The following is a 16,468-nucleotide window of genomic DNA, read 5'->3' as shown; positions in this document are numbered from 1 at the left end:
AGCAACGTCAGTCTTTGAACATGTTACGCACGCAGATGACGCGCGCGATACACCTGCAGCAAATGATCGAGCACATCCGGTGAACAAGACAAATTGGTGAGTTCCATGTCGAGCCGCCCATGGTCGGTAACGATGTCAAGCCAGTAATGGGGTTGGTTTCCGTTTTGCCGTTTCACAATCCTGACGCGATCTACCGACGCCCAGCCCACAAACGGATGGTTGTAAAGTTGGATACCGGACGCGTTCAAGATCATCTTGGGTTTTCGTTGGGCCAGTTGTCTCCAAGCGATGTTCAGGAACACGACGGCCAGAACAAAACTGCCTGCCACATATCCCCACGGATTTTCGTGGTTGTGCAGCAAAATGTAATCACTGGCGGCTACCGCCAAAATCCCAAGGACCAGCGCCAAAATGGTGGACTTGCGGGAATAATTGATTTGGGTTTCGGGTGGCACGGATGTGTCGTCCTGCAAAATATCCGGGTGCTGAAATTTTTCCTCCAATGCCTTAAGTGCGGCGCGTTGGGCGGCGGTCGAAAAAGCCAGTCGCCCGAAGAAGCTGCCGTCTGGATGTAGGATTTTGTGGTTGATGGCTTTCGCTTGCAACTCATGCACGTTGCGGACTTGGCCGAAAGCCCATATTTTCCAGCTTGTGACCCGCAAAGCCCAATACAACCATGCCAAAACAAAACCCAAGGGAAAGCCAACGATGAACGGCCAAGGCGCGTCAAAGTAGGCGCAAAGAAACGCGCCGCCCAGCATCAATGACAGGAAGATCGTCATCGGCACATATACCAGTGCGCGTTTTCCGTGGCGGATGGCTTTGTAAACGGGCAACATTACAAACCGATTTGCCTTCTCGCCTCGCCTACTGCAAACGCGACTGCATTCGCCAGATTAAAACTGCGGGCCAACGGCGATATGGGTATCGTCAGATGATTTTCGAAAAGCGCCAAAACGTCAGTTGAAAGCCCGACGCTTTCCTTCCCGAAAACCAGCCAATCGCCGTCGCGGAATTCTTGCGCATAATAAGATTTGTCGGTTCGCGCACTAAAAAGAAACACGCGGGATTTGTCTGGAATGACATTTACCCAAGCGTCAACGCTGTCATACTGATGCCAATCAAGATGTACCCAATAATCCATGCCGGCGCGTTTGAGGTTGGCATCGGTAATCTTGAACCCGAACGGATGGATCAGGTGCAAACGGCAGCCCGTGCCCACGCACAAACGGCCAATGTTTCCGGTATTGTTCGGGATTTCTGGTTCAACCAGGACGATGTTAAGCATTAGTCGGCGGTTTGGAATTCGATGAGATACGGTTTGAGCCGTGTGCCGTCGGCCATTCGGAAATTGTTCGAGATCAGGATCTGGTATTTCATGTTGGGTTTCAGATCGGCTTCGAATGTCCAGGATGTGCCGTCGCCGGACCAAATCCTTTCAGACGAAATCTTAGGGCACGCCCAGGCACCGAGCGGCCCGAAATCTATACCTGTATGGTAACCGTTCAGCGGCTGTGAAAAGTTCAAGGTGATTTTCGTCAGGCCCGAAGGAATGTCTTTCGCTCCGTTCACAAAAGGCGACATGGAAACAACGGTCGGGCGTTTGGCCTCGTAATCGGCGTACAACTGTGCAACGGGTTTCGGGAACAATTGTGCGGCGTCAATGATGCGCTCAACGGCGGCTTCGTCGGTAAAATCGAGTTCGATCAGTTGCGCAATGGCAGCGGGCTTGTCTTCGGATTGCATATAAAAACGCTCACAAATTTCATAGCCGATGTAATAACCCAAATCACGCACTTTCAGTTCATTTTGATTTTCGCCCCAAATCCAATTGTAGTCATTGCTCATCAAGTACATATCGGCGACGAATTTTTCTACGACCTGTCTTTCATTGGCTTTCCCGAAAGCGATGGCCGGCGCGTTTGACGGTTTTCCGGTGGCGAAACAGGAGACGAACTCGGCAACGCCTTCGTACAGGCATTTAGACAAAAGGTTCTCGACCAATGGCTTTTGTTGCGTGTGGACATATTCGTGCGTACACAGCAGCGACAATCCGGCCACCGGAGACGACTCCTTGTAAAACGGACGGCGCCAATCGGGCAATTCATCTACAAAAGTCTTGGAATCGGCCAGCGCGGTTTCGCACCCGATGAGCACTTTGCCTTCGTGGACGGTGCCATTGGTACGGAAACATCCCACGGAAAAATAAATCGGGGCAGGTTTCAATGCCGGATACAGCGTTTTGAGCTTGGCGATGTCGGCTTCGATTTCGGGGAAATACTTTTGCGGCGTCATATTTTTCCGGACCGATTTCCAGAACTTCGGAAATTTCCGGATGGAATAAATATACAATTGGTCCGAATAGCCGCGAACCTGCATCAGGCTTTTCAATCCTGGCGTGGCTTTGTCGAGATACAATTCCTGTAGCGCCCGATATTGCCGTGAGGAATCCGGCGTCTTGCCGATTTGGTCATAGGCTTTCCAAAAATGCTGGACGTCGGCCACGATGAATTCCTGACGAAACTCTCGCGCCGACAACAGCCCGGAAGCCAGCAACAATAAAAGGACGGTATTTCTCATGAGACTAAAATACTAACTTCCCGCACTTCTCCCGACTTTAAATCGTCTAAAATTTGGTCGCCCACTCGCACACGCACCAAACGCAACGTCGGGAAACCCACGGCGGCCGTCATTTTGCGCACTTGGCGAAATTTGCCTTCGCGGATGGTCACCGAAATCCAACTGGTCGGGCCGTGGCGTTCATCGCGTATTTTCTGGGAACGCGCTGGAAAATCTGGCGGTTGTGGCAAAATACATGCTTCGCATGGGCGCGTCTGGTATTTCTTGCCGTTAAAACCTATGAGTACTCCGCCTTTTAGGGTTTCAATGGCTTCGGGCGTAATCAAGCCATCAACCTGTACGTAATATTCTTTTTCAACCTTCTTGCTCCGGACGATTTCGCTCATCATGCCGTCTGTGGTGAGCAACAACAAACCTTCAGAATCTTCATCGAGCCGCCCGATGGCCATAATGCCTTCAGGAAAATCATACAGTTCGCCCAGGAGTTTCTTTTTGCGCTTCAATTCATAGACGAACTGGCTCAGGTAACCGTAGGGCTTGTGGATGAGGAAATGCCGGTGCATGCGCAAAGATAGGTTTGTTTAGGCAATGTTAAATGCCATTTGATTCTCCCGAATTACAGCTAACTTAAGGTTGCGGTAAAAGAGGAGTGGCGGATTGGCCTGTAAAGCAACCAATATAGTTTTTTCAAGGCTGGCAGTTTTATGAAAAACTACGGTTTTCCCGCCATGGCTTTGCTGCGGAAAAAATTAATTTTAACCTATGGGTAGGGGAACATGGGTTATCCCAATAAATCATTGCTGCCAAACGCCATTACGTGAAAACCGTACATTATGTTAAGCAACCGCCCCAACCGAAAATTGTCAAACCCGATTCACTGATTCTAAATAACAAACTACTATGGAAACCAACAAAAACCCCGGTGACAAAACCTGGAACAACGAATTAAACGAGGGCTTCAGCGGGCGAAACCTGCCTGAAGATTATAACAACGATAACACGCGATTGACCTCGGAAATCGAAACCGACGAAGCAGGCAACGAAAAAGAAGTGAAGCGCGCGCGGTTCCCACACCGGCAAGACGATGCTTCGCTGTTTCCGCCGCCGGACAATTCGGTGATCGAGAACAAGAAGTCCTTGGAAAACCGTGACCGCAATTATGACATCGCCAACAATCGCTACCCACATTCGCATCCCGAAAGCCACCGCGACCGCAACATGAAACTCGATGAGTAACCGCCAATCGGCGGTTTTTTTGTGGCCACATTGGCCACAGGAAAATTCTTTTATATTTGCTTTTCAATTTTTGGAACCGCCCAGCCATCCGGTTTAATCCGGAAACCCTACTGGCAAGCTGCGGAAAATTGTCGCTTCACACAAATCAAACAATATGTCCACAACTGCTGCAACAGGAAAACTGTCTTTATTATGGTCGGTCATCAAGAAATCGCTTCGGGGCGAACCGGTCGATTTCACCACCGAAAGCATCCGGATGTCCATCGTACTGTTGGCCGTGCCGATGATGTTGGAAATGATGATGGAATCCGTATTCGCGCTCGTTGATTTATATTTCGTGGGCCATTTGGAGCACAGCAGTTTTGCCATACAAACCGTTGGGCTGACCGAATCTGTCCTGACAATCATCTACTCATTGGCCATCGGGATCAGCATGGCCGCAACGGCAGTCGTGGCACGCCGCGTGGGCGAAAAAGATCCGGTGGCTGCCGCGAAAGCCGGTATGCAGGCGATTTTAGTGGCTTTTGCAATCAACACCATTATCAGTATTCTAGGATTTATTTACGGCACCGAAATCTTGTTGTTCATGGGCGCATCTCCGGAAGCCGCAGCACACGGCACACCGTTCATCAAGATCATGATGGGCGGCAGCATCGTGATCATGTTACTTTTTCTGATCAACGGGATTTTCCGCGGTGCGGGAAGTGCGGCCATTGCGATGAAAAGCCTCTGGATTGCAAATCTTGCGAACATCATCCTCTGCCCGATTTTCATCAACGGGATGGGCTCGTTTGAAGGTTTCGGGCTTACCGGCGCTGCGATTGCCACTACGATTGGCCGTGGCATCGGCGTGTTTTACCAAGCATACCATCTGTTCAACGGAAAACACATGATCAAGATGACAATGGCCTACCTGACGCCAGACTGGGAGCAGATTCGGGCCATCGTGAAGATTGCATCGCCGGCCGTGTTGCAGTTCGTGATTGCCTCTTGCAGTTGGATCTTCATGACGCAATTGGTGGCGACATCGGGTGGCGATATTGCTTCGGCGGGTTACCAGACGGCCATGCGGTTGATGATGTTTTTCCTGTTGCCGGCTTGGGGTTTGAGCAATTCGGCGGCGACGATGGTGGGCCAGAATCTCGGTGCGCAATCGCCGGAACGGGCCGAACAAGCTGTTTTGAAGACCGCCAAATACAACGCGATTTACATGGGTTCCGTAATGTTGATCTCACTATTGGGCGCCGAAATATTGACGGCATTTTTTACGAATAACACCGAAGTCCAGGCCGTGGCGATTGAAGCGCTTCGCATCATTGCGTCGGGTTACGTATTCTACGGGATAGGAATGGTCATGATTAATGCGTTCAACGGCGCGGGCGACACTTGGACGCCGACCAAAATAAACGTGTTCGGGTTTTGGTTGTTCCAGATTCCGTTGGCGTATGTGCTGGCGAAATACTTCCTGCTCGGGCCAACGGGCGTTTTCATTGCGATTCCGGTATCGGAGACGCTGATTGCGCTGGCCGGATTGATTTTATTCAGACGCGGGAAATGGAAAACGGTGAAGTTGTAGGGGTTGGTGGCTGACCACAAACGACAACCCCGATATTGGGAGAACGGAGTGTTGAATAGCTTTTTGACAATAACGGGTTTAAAAACTTAACTTAGCGACCTAAAACAAATACTTGAGCAGTAGGATGAGTTTAATAGAAACGGGCATAGAAAAAGGACTTATTCGGTTTGACGAAGACCAAAACTTTATCACCTATATTCATCAAAACAAAAAAAGGAATTACAACAATCCCGAAGAAAAAGTTCAAGCTGAAACTTTCCTGACTTTGACTTTAATTTACGGGTATCCAGAAAACAGGATCAAGCAGTTCATTCCGGTTCAAATGGGTTCGGAGACAAAGGAAGCTGACATTGTAGTCTATTCAGACGACGATTGCGAAGAAACTTACATATTGGTTGAATGCAAAAAACAAGAACTCACCGACCAGCAATTTAACATCGCGGTCGACCAAGCTTACAGTTATGCCGTTGCAGAAGGAGCAAAATACGTTTGGACAACTTCGCGAATTAAAAATCAATACTACGAGGTTCCCGACAGAAAACCTAAAAGCAGAATCGAAATCCCTGATATCCCGCAATTTGGCATCAAAAAACTGGCACCCTACAAATATGTGAAAGGTGGCATCTCGCAAACTGACACAGATCACTCCAGGATAGTTTCAGAATCTGACCCGAACGTAAGACAGAAATTTTTTGAACTTCAAGTCGTAAACGAAAGCGAACTTACCAAGATTTTTATTCAATCGCATCAAGCCCTCTGGGGCGGCGGACAGCGAAATCCAAGCGTTGCGTTTGATGAATTGGACAAACTCATCTTCTGCAAAATTTGGGACGAGAAACATCCGAGAAAAACGGGTGAACCATACGACTTTCAAATTTTCCGGGACGAAGATCCGGAAGACTTGTTGAAGCGTATCAAGAAAATTTATGCTATTGGTGAAAAAGAAGCTCCCGAAGTTTTCAAGGATGGTATTACACTCTCGGCTCAAGAAACATTGACTATTGTAAAGTATTTCCAACGCATCAACCTCAACAAGACCGACCTTGATAGCAAAGGCAAAGCGTTTGAGACTTTTATGGGTAGTTATTTCAGAGGTGACTTTGGACAGTATTTTACACCACGCCCAATTGTAAAGTTTATCGTTGACAGTTTGCCCATTACGCATAAATCAAGAGTGCTTGACACCAGTTGCGGAAGCGGTGGTTTTTTGCTTTACGCTTTGGACAAAGTGAGAGAACAAGCCAACGAATTCTACGACCCCATCAAAGATGAAAAAGACCATTACAAATATTGGCACGATTTCGCAGAGAAAAACCTCTTTGGCATCGAGATAAACGACCAAATTGCACGAACCGCCAAAATGAATATGATTATTCACGACGATGGACATACCAACGTAATTGCATCAGACGGACTTTTAAGCGATACTGAAATGCAGGCCAAGTCGGGCAATAAAGAGTTTAAATATAATTCGTTTGATTTTATCATAACCAATCCGCCTTTTGGAAGTAGCATTAAACAAACCGAAAAGGCCTACATGAACCAATACAATTTGGCCATTAAAGAAGTGGATTGGCTCAATACGACCGCAAGCGGTAAAACCGTTTTGCGGGACAGTCAAAGTACGGAAGTCTTGTTCTTGGAGCAGTGTCATAAATTCTTAACCGAATACGGTTATTTGGCCGTTGTAATTCCTGACGGTATTCTTACCAACAGCAGTTTACAATATGTGCGAGACAACATTGAAGAAATGTATCGGATTGTTGCGGTTGTTTCTATGCCCCAAACCGCTTTTAGCGCTACAGGTGCAGGCGTAAAAAGCTCTGTCTTGTTTTTGCGTAAGCACAAAAACAAACAAACCTCCGACATCAGCAACCAAAAGGCAAAACTGAAAGAACAGATAAAAACTGACAGCAAGTATGCTGCTAACGTTGAGAACTGGGAAAAGGAAAAAGCAGATGCCATCAAGAAATTGGAAGCAGATGCAAAAGCCAGAAACCCGAAAGCCAACAAAAAAGAAATTGCAGAAATGATACAAGCTGATAAATCGGCTGTTCAGTCTGCATTTACAGACAAAGTGAATTTGCTAAAAGAAGAACTGACCGAAAAATACTTTTTAGCAAAACAAACCGCGTTAGACGACTACCCTATTTTTATGGCAATAGCCGAAGATATCGGCTATGATGCCACAGGCAGAACCACCAACAACAACGAGTTGATTGAAATAGGCAAAGAGTTATCAAAGTTTATTGCTCACATTAACGAGACAGAAAATTGATGAGCGGTTATACTATTTCACCAACACTCAACAAAAGTCGCGTGTTCATTTTGCAAAAAAGCGAATTGGAAAAACGCTTCGATCCTTTCTTTTACGTTCCCGAACTTTTGGAACTTGAAAAGAAAGTTTTAGCAAAGAAACCAAAGAAGCTAAGAGACTATGTAAAAGGTTTGGCAAGCGGTGCCACACCAAAGACAACTGAAAGTGAAAAATATTATGCCGAAAAAGAAACCGGAATACCTTTTTTAAGAGTGCAAAACCTTTCGCCAACAGGAGTTTTAGAATTTGAGGATTGCAAGTACATCAACGAAGGAACACATAACGGAATGCTGAAAAGAAGCCAAGTTTCAGCAGGTGATTTATTGGTTAAAATTACAGGCGTCGGACGAATGGCGGTTGCGTCAGTTGCACCTGAAGGATTTGAAGGTAATATCAATCAGCACGTTTGTGTAATCAAAACAGGTAGTAAGGAAATTAGCAAAATGCTTGCAGCGTTTCTAAATTCTGAAATTGGTGAAAAATTGGCAAGCCGGAGAAGCACAGGCGGAACACGGCCAGCATTAGATTATCCTGCCTTATTATCAATTCCAATCATTGAAGACAAACGCATTTTACAAATTACCGACAAAGTAACCGCCCAAAAACAAAAGAACGAAGCAGAGGCCGACAAATTACTTTCAAGCATTGACGATTATTTGTTGAAGGAGTTAGGCATAAATCTACCCGAACCGCCTGAAAATACTTTGAAGAATAGATTGTTTACAAGGACTTTATCGGACATTCAAAACAAACGAGTTGACCCATTTTTCTATCAAGACAAATTCATAAATAATCTAATTGCTATTTCTGACGGAAAATATCCTGTTAAACAACTTCGTGAAATAATATCAGGGAATTTAACAAAAGGAAGTTTACCAAAGCAAGATGAAAAAGATGGAGAATGTTCAGTTGTTCAGATTAACTCAATTAACGCTGACGGAACAATTGCACTTGATGATTTGCTAACAGCAAAGAACATTTTCAGTAAACAACAGAAGTTAAAAATCGGAGATGTTTTAGTTGTAATAACAGGAGCAACAATTGGAAAGATTGCCTTTTGGAATTATGAAGGAGATTATTTTTTAGGTGGTGATATTGTAAAGTTTCAAACAAACTCATTATCAGATAACGCTTTTGTTTACCATTTTTTACGTTGCAGTTTAATGCAAACAGAAATTAAAAGAAATGTTACAGGAGCAACAAATGGACATTTAGCACCAGAAGACATTTCACATTTACCAATTCCCGTTCCACCACTTGACAAACAAAAAGAAATAGCGGAACACATTACAGGCATCAGGCAACAAGCCCAACAACTCAAAGACAAGACAAGTGAACTCTTGAAAAAAGCGAGTAAAGAAATCGAAGAAATCCTCTTGCACTAAAGCAAACCGCATTGGCCCATCTTCTTTTGTCTCGAAATCCGACATCGGCCAACCCAAACCATTAAACTTCGCCGCTTATCTTTCCACGTCTGTCGTTCGACATTCGACGTTTGACGTTGGCCCGCGTTAGGGATTGGAGCGTAAATCCTTTTATGGAATGTAATGGAATAAAAGATTGCAGCGGAAAGCCCGGCGCTTGCGCAACGCCCAAACCTTGAAAGCCAATGTTACAATACCGCCCGTTAATAGGTTCTTCTAGCCACTAACAACTAGCCACTAACAACTAGCCACTAGCCATTAACAACTAGCCACTAGCCATTAACAACTAGCCACTAGCCACTAACAACTAGCCACTTAAACACTAAATGTTAAATTATATAATACATTCTTAAAATTGTGTAAACGCTTTCAAACGCTGTCAGACTAATTTAGCATCAACGATAAAAGCAAAATGCTAACTTAAAAACCAAATGTGATGAAAGCCTTAATCTTAATTGTATCGACGGTTGTTTTCCTGGTGTCAGGGTACGTGCTTTTTACCGATGTAAACCTGGCCGCTGGGCTGAATGAATATATTTATATGAGCCTTTTGTTGATCCTGATGCTGATTTGCGTAGTAGGCATGTTGTTTAACGTACCGCTGATGCTCGAGGAAAAGCGCCGGGTGAAAGTGTTCGTGAACAAGAAAATAGACAAAGCGTTGGGCGAATCTGGCCCGGAGCTTACCTTCCAGACCTAACAACTCTCTATAACCAAAACCCTAAAAGAGCGGACTGATTTTCAGCCCGCTTTTTTTATGAACATCAAACCGGCAGGCGGCAATTTTCATTACTTTTACCTTTTCCAGAAACCGTAATGAATACCTTACTTGTCCTACTTGTTTTCGTGGCCGGGATTGTTGCCGGCGTTGTCATTGGTAAATTGTTGTTTGCGGCCGGCGCGAAGGCTGAAAAGGCATCGCTTGAGGAACGGCTCGCGTCTTTGACGGCGCAATTCCAGTATTTGAAAGACCAGTTTGCGGCCGAAAAGACGGCGCTGGAAAAGGCGCTGACGCAATTGAACGCCGAAAAGGAAACCATCCGCACCGAAAAGGACTCGCTGGCCATACGCTTGACGAAAAAGGAAACCGACTTCGAGAATTTGTGGCAGAAAACGCTCGAACAGAAAGAGGAAGTGGAAAAACTTCAGGAGAAGTTCACCAAGGATTTCGAAAACCTCGCCAACAAAATCATGGAAGAAAAGTCGGCGAAGTTTACCCAGCAGAATAAAGAAAACCTTGCCACGATCCTAACGCCTTTGCAGGAAAAAATCCATCTTTTCGAGAAGAAAGTGGAAGACACGCACAAGGAAAGCATTGACTATCACGCGGCATTGCGGCAACAAATCCTTGGGCTTCGCGAAATGAACGAACAGATGAGCCGCGAAACGGTAAACCTGACCAAAGCGCTCAAAGGCGACAGCAAAATGCAGGGCAATTGGGGCGAATTGGTGCTGGAGCGCGTGCTCGAGAAATCGGGCTTGGAGAAAGACCGCGAGTATTTCATCCAGCAGGCGTTCACGACCGACGACGGCCAGCGCGTGTTCCCGGATGTCGTGATCAACCTGCCCGACGGGAAAAAGATGATCGTGGATTCTAAGGTATCGCTGACGGCATACGAGAAATTTGCCAACGAGGAGGACGAAGCCCTGAAAGCGGTCTTTTTGAAAGAGCACGTGAACTCGATCAGACGCCATGTGGAACAACTCGGCGAGAAGAATTACCACGATTTGTACCAGATGGAAAGCCCGGATTTCGTGTTGCTGTTCATCCCGATCGAGCCGGCATTTGCCTTTGCGCTGCGCGAGGATGCGACGCTGTACAACAAGGCGTTCGAACGCAACATCGTGATTGTGACGCCGTCGACCTTATTGGCGACGTTGCGGACGATCGATTCCATGTGGACCAACCAGAAGCAACAGGAAAACGCCGTGGAAATTGCGCGGCAGGCTGGTGCTTTGTACGACAAATTTTACGGATTGCTCACCGATTTGATCACGGTCGGGAAAAGGCTTGACGATGCCAAATCAGGCTACGCCGATGCGATGAACAAACTCACCGAAGGAAAAGGCAACCTGATCACGAGCGTGGAGCGGCTCAAGAAAATGGGCGCGAAAGCCAAAAAAGCGCTTCCTGAAAATGTACTGAAACGCGCGGAAGCGGAGGAAATCGGACAAATCGAGGAATAGTTGCGGATTTGACAAGGCGTTGTGATTTTTTTTGAACACATCGCATTCTTAACGCGTTACTTATAAAAATTTTGTTATTTTTGGAACGCATTTTTACAACTATGAAAAAGAACTACTTATTGCTGCTGCTGTTCGCTGCGGCATTCGCCTTTAATTCCTGTAATGGCGGCGACGAAAACGACTACGAACCCGTATCGCCTGTGGTGCTGGATGTTACGCAAGTGCCGTACGCCAAACTCTCGGACTACCGTTTTTTCGAGGGCGACATGAAAAACCTTCAACCTGCGTACGGGGTAATTCCTTACAAACCCAACAGCGAATTGTTTACGGATTATGCCAAGAAAGCGCGTTTCGTATGGATGCCGGCCGGAACAAACGCCACATACGTTTCCGACGACAGCCCGTTGGATTTCCCGGTTGGCGCGGTACTCATCAAGAATTTTTACTACGACGAAGTTTTGCCGGGCAACACAAAGCGTATCATTGAAACCCGTTTGCTCATTAAAGTGTCCGAAGGAATTGAAGAAACCGACAGCACACCCGCTGATTCTGGCTGGAAACTATTCGATTACATCTGGAACGATGAGCAGACCGACGCACTGTTGAATGTTTCGGGTGCCGGCCACACGGTGCCCATCAGTTTCGTGGTGAATGGCGAAACCAAAAACACCAACTACTGGATTCCTTCTGACGGTCAATGTTTCACATGCCATAAAGCGAATCCTGATATGACGCCTTTTGGCGAAGTAAAAGTTCCGATTGGGCCGAAGCCGCAAAACCTGAATTTCACATATGATTACGGGACGTCGCAACAAAACCAGTTGGAGAAATGGCAGGCCTTCGGTTACCTAGACAATTCTGTTCCGGGAAGCATTGTGTCCACAGTAGATTACACCGATGACTCACAACCATTAGAGCTCCGCGCCCGCTCTTATTTGGACGCCAATTGTGCACATTGTCATAAAACCGGCGGCGCATGCAGCTACGTGCCGCTAAGATTTGCTTACAGCACTACAGACCCATATTTAGTGGGCGTCTGTATGGAGGCGCAAGCACCAATAGGCGGACCTTATACGCACATTGTCGCCAAAGGTAATTTTGCCAGATCGGACATAGGTTACCGGATGACAACAAATAACGGGGGCGAAATGATGCCGCTTATTGGCCGCACCATGACGCATACTGAAGGCGTTGCTTTAATTCAAGAATGGATTATGTCCATGCCAGGGCCTTGTGAATAAAATTGCTTAGCCGCTGATTATCATACCGATATATTTTCTATATTTGGACTGCTATAAAAAAATAATGAAAAAGAATTACCTGTTGTTTCTGGCCGTTTTGTGGATGTCATTCTTTATGGTGTCCTGTTCGGGCTCGGATGACTATGAGGAAGTTTCGCCGGTGACGGTGGATTTGAGCCTCGTACCTTATCCGAAGTTGTCAGATTACATGTTTTTCAAGGGTGAGCTGAAAAATCTCGACCCTGCTTTGCACGTACTTCCTTACCAACCCTCAAGTTCTTTGTTTGCCGACTACTCACACAAGAAACGATTCGTTTGGATGCCTGTGGGCGCGAAAGCAACGTTCAACAGCAACAATACCGTTCTGGATTTGCCGGTAGGCGCCGTACTCATAAAGACCTTTTACTACGAAGATGTGCAAAACATCACACCGGTTGGCGGAGAACGCATCATCGAAACCCGGCTGATGATCCGGAAGTCAACAGGTTGGATTTTCGCCAACTATGTTTGGAACGCCGAGCAGACCGAAGCTTTCTTTGACAACGAAGGCAGTTTTACGGAAATCTCGTTTATGCATGAAGGCACCATTAAAAGCACCAACTACAAAATCCCTGCACACGAACAATGTGTGGTTTGCCATAAAAGACGTCAGGAAATTGTGGGGGGCGGCGAAGAGACGATTTTCACACCCATCGGGATCAAGCCACAGAACCTCAACTGGTGTTACAACTACGCCGACGGTTCCAAAAACCAACTGTCGAAATGGGTTGAAGCGGGCTATCTTGAAAGTGGCTTTACGATGCCGTCTGCAGACCAGAGCGTGGTAAATTACGAAGACACGTCAAAACCTTTGGAGCTCCGTGTACGCGGGTACTTTGACAGCAACTGTTCGCACTGCCACAGCGATATGCGGCATTGCGATTACCGTCCGATGCGGTTTGCTTATGCAGATTCCGGCAACCGGACGAACATGGGCGTTTGCGTACCTACTCAGGACATGCAAGATTTTCCGCCTGCATTGGGTACGATTGTCACACCTGGAAACGTAAACCGGTCAATGTTGTTTCACCGGATCAATACCACGGACGAAACCGTGCGTATGCCGCTACACGGCCGCACCCTTATCCACGATGAAGGCGTTGCCATGATTGCCGAATGGATTAATTCATTAACACCTTGCGAATAATAACAACCAAAAAAAAATGACCTCATGAAAAAAATTACGCTAATGTTCGGATTGCTCCTCGCTGCGCAATTCTCCACTGCACAAGACACCTGTGCCGCTGCCTTCCCTATTACGGCAGAAGGCTCGTTCGTGGTGACTGCGGTAAACGGAACGCAAGTTCCGATGCCTATTTGCGCTGACAACGGTGAAGGCGCTACCGCAGGCGAATGGTACAAGTACACACCTTCACAGGATTACACCGTTACCGTGACCTCCAACCTTGCGGTAAATAACGGGAAAGATACCCGCGTTCACATCTACACCGGAACCTGCGGCGCTTTGGCGTGCTACGCCGGAGATGACGACAGTGGCAACGGCTTCTTGTCTGTGGCTACATTCAACGTCGTGGGCGGAACCACATACTACATCGCTTGGGACAACCATTGGAGTTCTTTAGGATTTACCTTTGAAGTCCAGGAGAACGACGTAGTGGTGCCACCACCAACACCTGTGAGCTACAACAATACGCCGATTGGCACCGTAAACAGCAGCTACAATATGTGTATCGTTGACATGAATGGCGACCATCTGGACGACATCGTGGGCGTAAGCGCCAACAACATGCGGGTGCATTTCCAGCAGGCTGGCGGCACATTCAATATCACCGATTTCCCGATTTCGGGTACGAGCTTTATGCCGGGCTGGAGCATCGCGGCCGGTGACCTCAACAAAGACGGCTACAACGACTTGCTTTTGGGCAGCGGCAGCGGTCTTACCTTCTGGCAATCCAACAGCACAGGTACGGCTTATTCGAACATTACGCCTGGGCAATACATTTTCTGTCAGCGCACCAATTTCCAAGACTTAAACAACGATGGCAACCTGGATGCTTTTTCTTGCCACGACGTAGATCCTAACGTTTATTACATCAACGACGGCGCTGGAAACTACACGTACTATCAATCTGGCGTTACGCCGGGCGCTTACAATCTCGGAGTGCTCATGAGCGGCGGAAATTATGCGTCATTGTGGACTGATTTTGATAACGACGGCGATTCAGACATGTTCGTCTCTAAATGTTCTGGCCCGCCGTGCGAATTGCACCGTAATGATGGCGCGGCAGGTTATACCGACGTGTCTGCTTTTGCCGCAATCAATGCACAACCGGTACAATCTTGGTCTTCGGCCATTGCCGACTTTGACAACGATGGCGACATGGACATCTTGGTGGGCTCGAACGGCGGCACCGGAAACTTCTTGTATCGCAACAATGTTGACGCTGGAAACACATTGGTTCCGTTTACAAATATCACTGACGGTTCTGGCTGGGAAACCAACGTCCCGCACCGTGATTATTATGCATACGACTTCGACAACGACGGCTTTGTAGATGTATTGGGCGGCGGCAACAGAATTATGTTCAACCAAGGCGATTTGAAATTCGCTCCAGTATCGTATACCAATATCAGTGCAGGTGCAGTTGGCGACCTCAATAACGATGGTTTCCTTGACATCATGAACGGCAACACCGTACGTTATGCCGTTCCAAATGGCAACAATTGGTTTAAGATTGCTTTGCAGGGCATTGCCAGCAACAGCAACGGCATTGGCGCACGCGTTGAATTGTTCGGGCCTTGGGGCAAGCAAATCCGCGATGTGCGTGCCGGTGAAGGCTTTGGCTACATGTCAACGTTGAATACCCATTTCGGTCTTGGAACTGCTACCGAAATCGAAAAAGCGGTCATCCACTGGCCGTCAGGAACGGTGGACGTGATCATGAACCCAACGCCGAATCAGCAACTTTTTGTGGTCGAAGGGTCAAGCCCGCTTAGCGTTAACGAGCCAAATAGCAATGCATTCGCGATTTATCCGAACCCTGCATCATCGGCCCTGAACATCACAGCGCTCAATGGCGTAGCAGCCAAGCATGCCCGCATCTTCGATTTGACCGGCAGGTTGGTATTGTCTTCAGAAGTGATGAACAACACCATCGCCATCGAAAAACTGGCTACCGGAAGCTATGTCCTGTTGTTGGAAGATAGCAACAGCAAAACCTTCTCACAGAAATTCATCAAGGAATAACCACCTTAACCGAATAAAGAAAGTCCCGCCAATGTGCGGGATTTTTTTTTTGAAAGAATGAGAAATGTCAATCGTTGCAAAACGAATATTGGTTAAATTTGAGAAACACCAACAACTTTGCGCCATGCTCAGGATTGTCTCACTCCTATTACTCCTCGGGCTCACCACGACCGACGAGAAACTACGAACCAATTCTGGGCAAATTACCTTCGAGGCATCGGTGCCGGCATTTGAAGAAGTGACCGCCACCAGCAAATCGGGAAACTGCGTGCTGCACACCAAAACCGGCGACATCACAACGGAAGTGAAAATGACGACCTTCAAATTCAGGCTGGCGCTCATGGAAGAACATTTCAACAAGAATTATGTGGAAAGCCACCGCTACCCGAAGGCGTATTTCAAAGGCAGAATCAACGACTTTAATTTTTTTAAACTGTCGCCCATCGCAAAAAGCTTCACCATTCAAGGCAAAATGGAACTGCATGGCGAAACCAAAGACGTGACGATGCAAGCCCAAATCCGGAAAGTGGACAACGGCGTGGAAATCAAATCCAGTTTCATCCTCAACACCGACGACTTCAATATTGACATCCCGGCGGTCATCAAGACCAAAGTGTCAAAGCAGGTGAATGTGCGCAGTGTCTTTACGGTGAAGTGATA

14 protein-coding genes are annotated in these 16,468 nt (G+C 47.1%); 10 read left to right on the top strand and 4 right to left on the bottom strand.

What is annotated here, in order from left to right; translation table 11 throughout:
• Positions 1 to 23 precede the first annotated feature (23 nt).
• The 4 genes from ACM9J1_RS09325 to ACM9J1_RS09310 are packed head-to-tail and all read right to left on the bottom strand — an operon-like array spanning position 24 to position 3,143.
• The gene (locus ACM9J1_RS09325; RefSeq protein WP_415581762.1) at positions 24 to 839 is read right to left on the bottom strand and encodes a hypothetical protein; all 816 of its coding nucleotides are present in this window, start codon (positions 837 to 839) and stop codon (positions 24 to 26) included.
• Positions 839 to 1,288 carry a tRNA (cytidine(34)-2'-O)-methyltransferase gene (locus tag ACM9J1_RS09320; RefSeq protein WP_415581761.1) on the bottom strand — a complete coding sequence of 150 codons (450 nt, stop codon included), beginning with the start codon at positions 1,286 to 1,288 and terminating at the stop codon, positions 839 to 841. Before ACM9J1_RS09320 ends, ACM9J1_RS09325 begins: the two co-directional genes overlap by 1 nt.
• Positions 1,288 to 2,580: a hypothetical protein gene (locus ACM9J1_RS09315; RefSeq protein ID WP_415581760.1), complete on the bottom strand. Its 1,293-nt coding sequence runs from the start codon at positions 2,578 to 2,580 to the stop codon at positions 1,288 to 1,290. Before ACM9J1_RS09315 ends, ACM9J1_RS09320 begins: the two co-directional genes overlap by 1 nt.
• Entirely contained in the window at positions 2,577 to 3,143 is a 567-nt protein-coding gene (locus ACM9J1_RS09310) for a pseudouridine synthase (RefSeq protein ID WP_415581759.1), read from the bottom strand. Before ACM9J1_RS09310 ends, ACM9J1_RS09315 begins: the two co-directional genes overlap by 4 nt.
• Before the next feature lie 337 nt (positions 3,144 to 3,480).
• Here ACM9J1_RS09310 and ACM9J1_RS09305 point away from each other — a divergent pair, with 337 nt between their 5' ends.
• From ACM9J1_RS09305 to ACM9J1_RS09260, 10 genes are all read left to right on the top strand, one after another.
• Positions 3,481 to 3,816 (top strand): hypothetical protein, encoded by a 336-nt coding sequence (locus ACM9J1_RS09305; protein ID WP_415581758.1) that lies wholly within the window; start codon positions 3,481 to 3,483, stop codon positions 3,814 to 3,816.
• 154 nt (positions 3,817 to 3,970) lie between these two features.
• The gene (locus ACM9J1_RS09300; RefSeq protein ID WP_415581757.1) at positions 3,971 to 5,392 is read left to right on the top strand and encodes an MATE family efflux transporter; all 1,422 of its coding nucleotides are present in this window, start codon (positions 3,971 to 3,973) and stop codon (positions 5,390 to 5,392) included.
• A 124-nt stretch (positions 5,393 to 5,516) separates the two neighbouring features.
• The gene (locus ACM9J1_RS09295) at positions 5,517 to 7,670 is read left to right on the top strand and encodes an N-6 DNA methylase (RefSeq protein WP_415581756.1); all 2,154 of its coding nucleotides are present in this window, start codon (positions 5,517 to 5,519) and stop codon (positions 7,668 to 7,670) included.
• Positions 7,670 to 9,094: a restriction endonuclease subunit S gene (locus tag ACM9J1_RS09290; RefSeq protein WP_415581755.1), complete on the top strand. Its 1,425-nt coding sequence runs from the start codon at positions 7,670 to 7,672 to the stop codon at positions 9,092 to 9,094. The genes ACM9J1_RS09295 and ACM9J1_RS09290 overlap by 1 nt, the downstream gene beginning before the upstream one ends.
• 475 nt (positions 9,095 to 9,569) lie before the next feature.
• Positions 9,570 to 9,833 carry a hypothetical protein gene (locus ACM9J1_RS09285; protein WP_415581754.1) on the top strand — a complete coding sequence of 88 codons (264 nt, stop codon included), beginning with the start codon at positions 9,570 to 9,572 and terminating at the stop codon, positions 9,831 to 9,833.
• 116 nt (positions 9,834 to 9,949) lie between these two features.
• On the top strand, positions 9,950 to 11,320 hold the full coding sequence (locus tag ACM9J1_RS09280; RefSeq protein ID WP_415581753.1) for a DNA recombination protein RmuC: 1,371 nt from the start codon (positions 9,950 to 9,952) through the stop codon (positions 11,318 to 11,320).
• A 101-nt stretch (positions 11,321 to 11,421) separates the two neighbouring features.
• The gene (locus tag ACM9J1_RS09275; RefSeq protein ID WP_415581752.1) at positions 11,422 to 12,561 is read left to right on the top strand and encodes a hypothetical protein; all 1,140 of its coding nucleotides are present in this window, start codon (positions 11,422 to 11,424) and stop codon (positions 12,559 to 12,561) included.
• A 64-nt stretch (positions 12,562 to 12,625) separates the two neighbouring features.
• Positions 12,626 to 13,747 carry a hypothetical protein gene (locus ACM9J1_RS09270; RefSeq protein WP_415581751.1) on the top strand — a complete coding sequence of 374 codons (1,122 nt, stop codon included), beginning with the start codon at positions 12,626 to 12,628 and terminating at the stop codon, positions 13,745 to 13,747.
• Positions 13,748 to 13,771: 24 nt separating this feature from the next.
• A complete protein-coding gene (locus tag ACM9J1_RS09265) occupies positions 13,772 to 15,808 on the top strand; it encodes an FG-GAP-like repeat-containing protein (protein ID WP_415581750.1) in 2,037 nt (678 codons plus the stop codon).
• Between the two features lie 124 nt (positions 15,809 to 15,932).
• Positions 15,933 to 16,466 carry a YceI family protein gene (locus ACM9J1_RS09260; protein WP_415581749.1) on the top strand — a complete coding sequence of 178 codons (534 nt, stop codon included), beginning with the start codon at positions 15,933 to 15,935 and terminating at the stop codon, positions 16,464 to 16,466.
• The last annotated feature ends 2 nt before the right edge of the window (positions 16,467 to 16,468 follow it).

It is taken from the genome of Flavobacterium longum (genome assembly GCF_965137575.1).
Taxonomy (GTDB): Bacteria; Bacteroidota; Bacteroidia; order Flavobacteriales; family Flavobacteriaceae; genus Flavobacterium; species Flavobacterium longum.
Note: the sequence above shows the minus strand (reverse complement) of the source record. Positions and strands in the feature narration are given on the sequence as shown.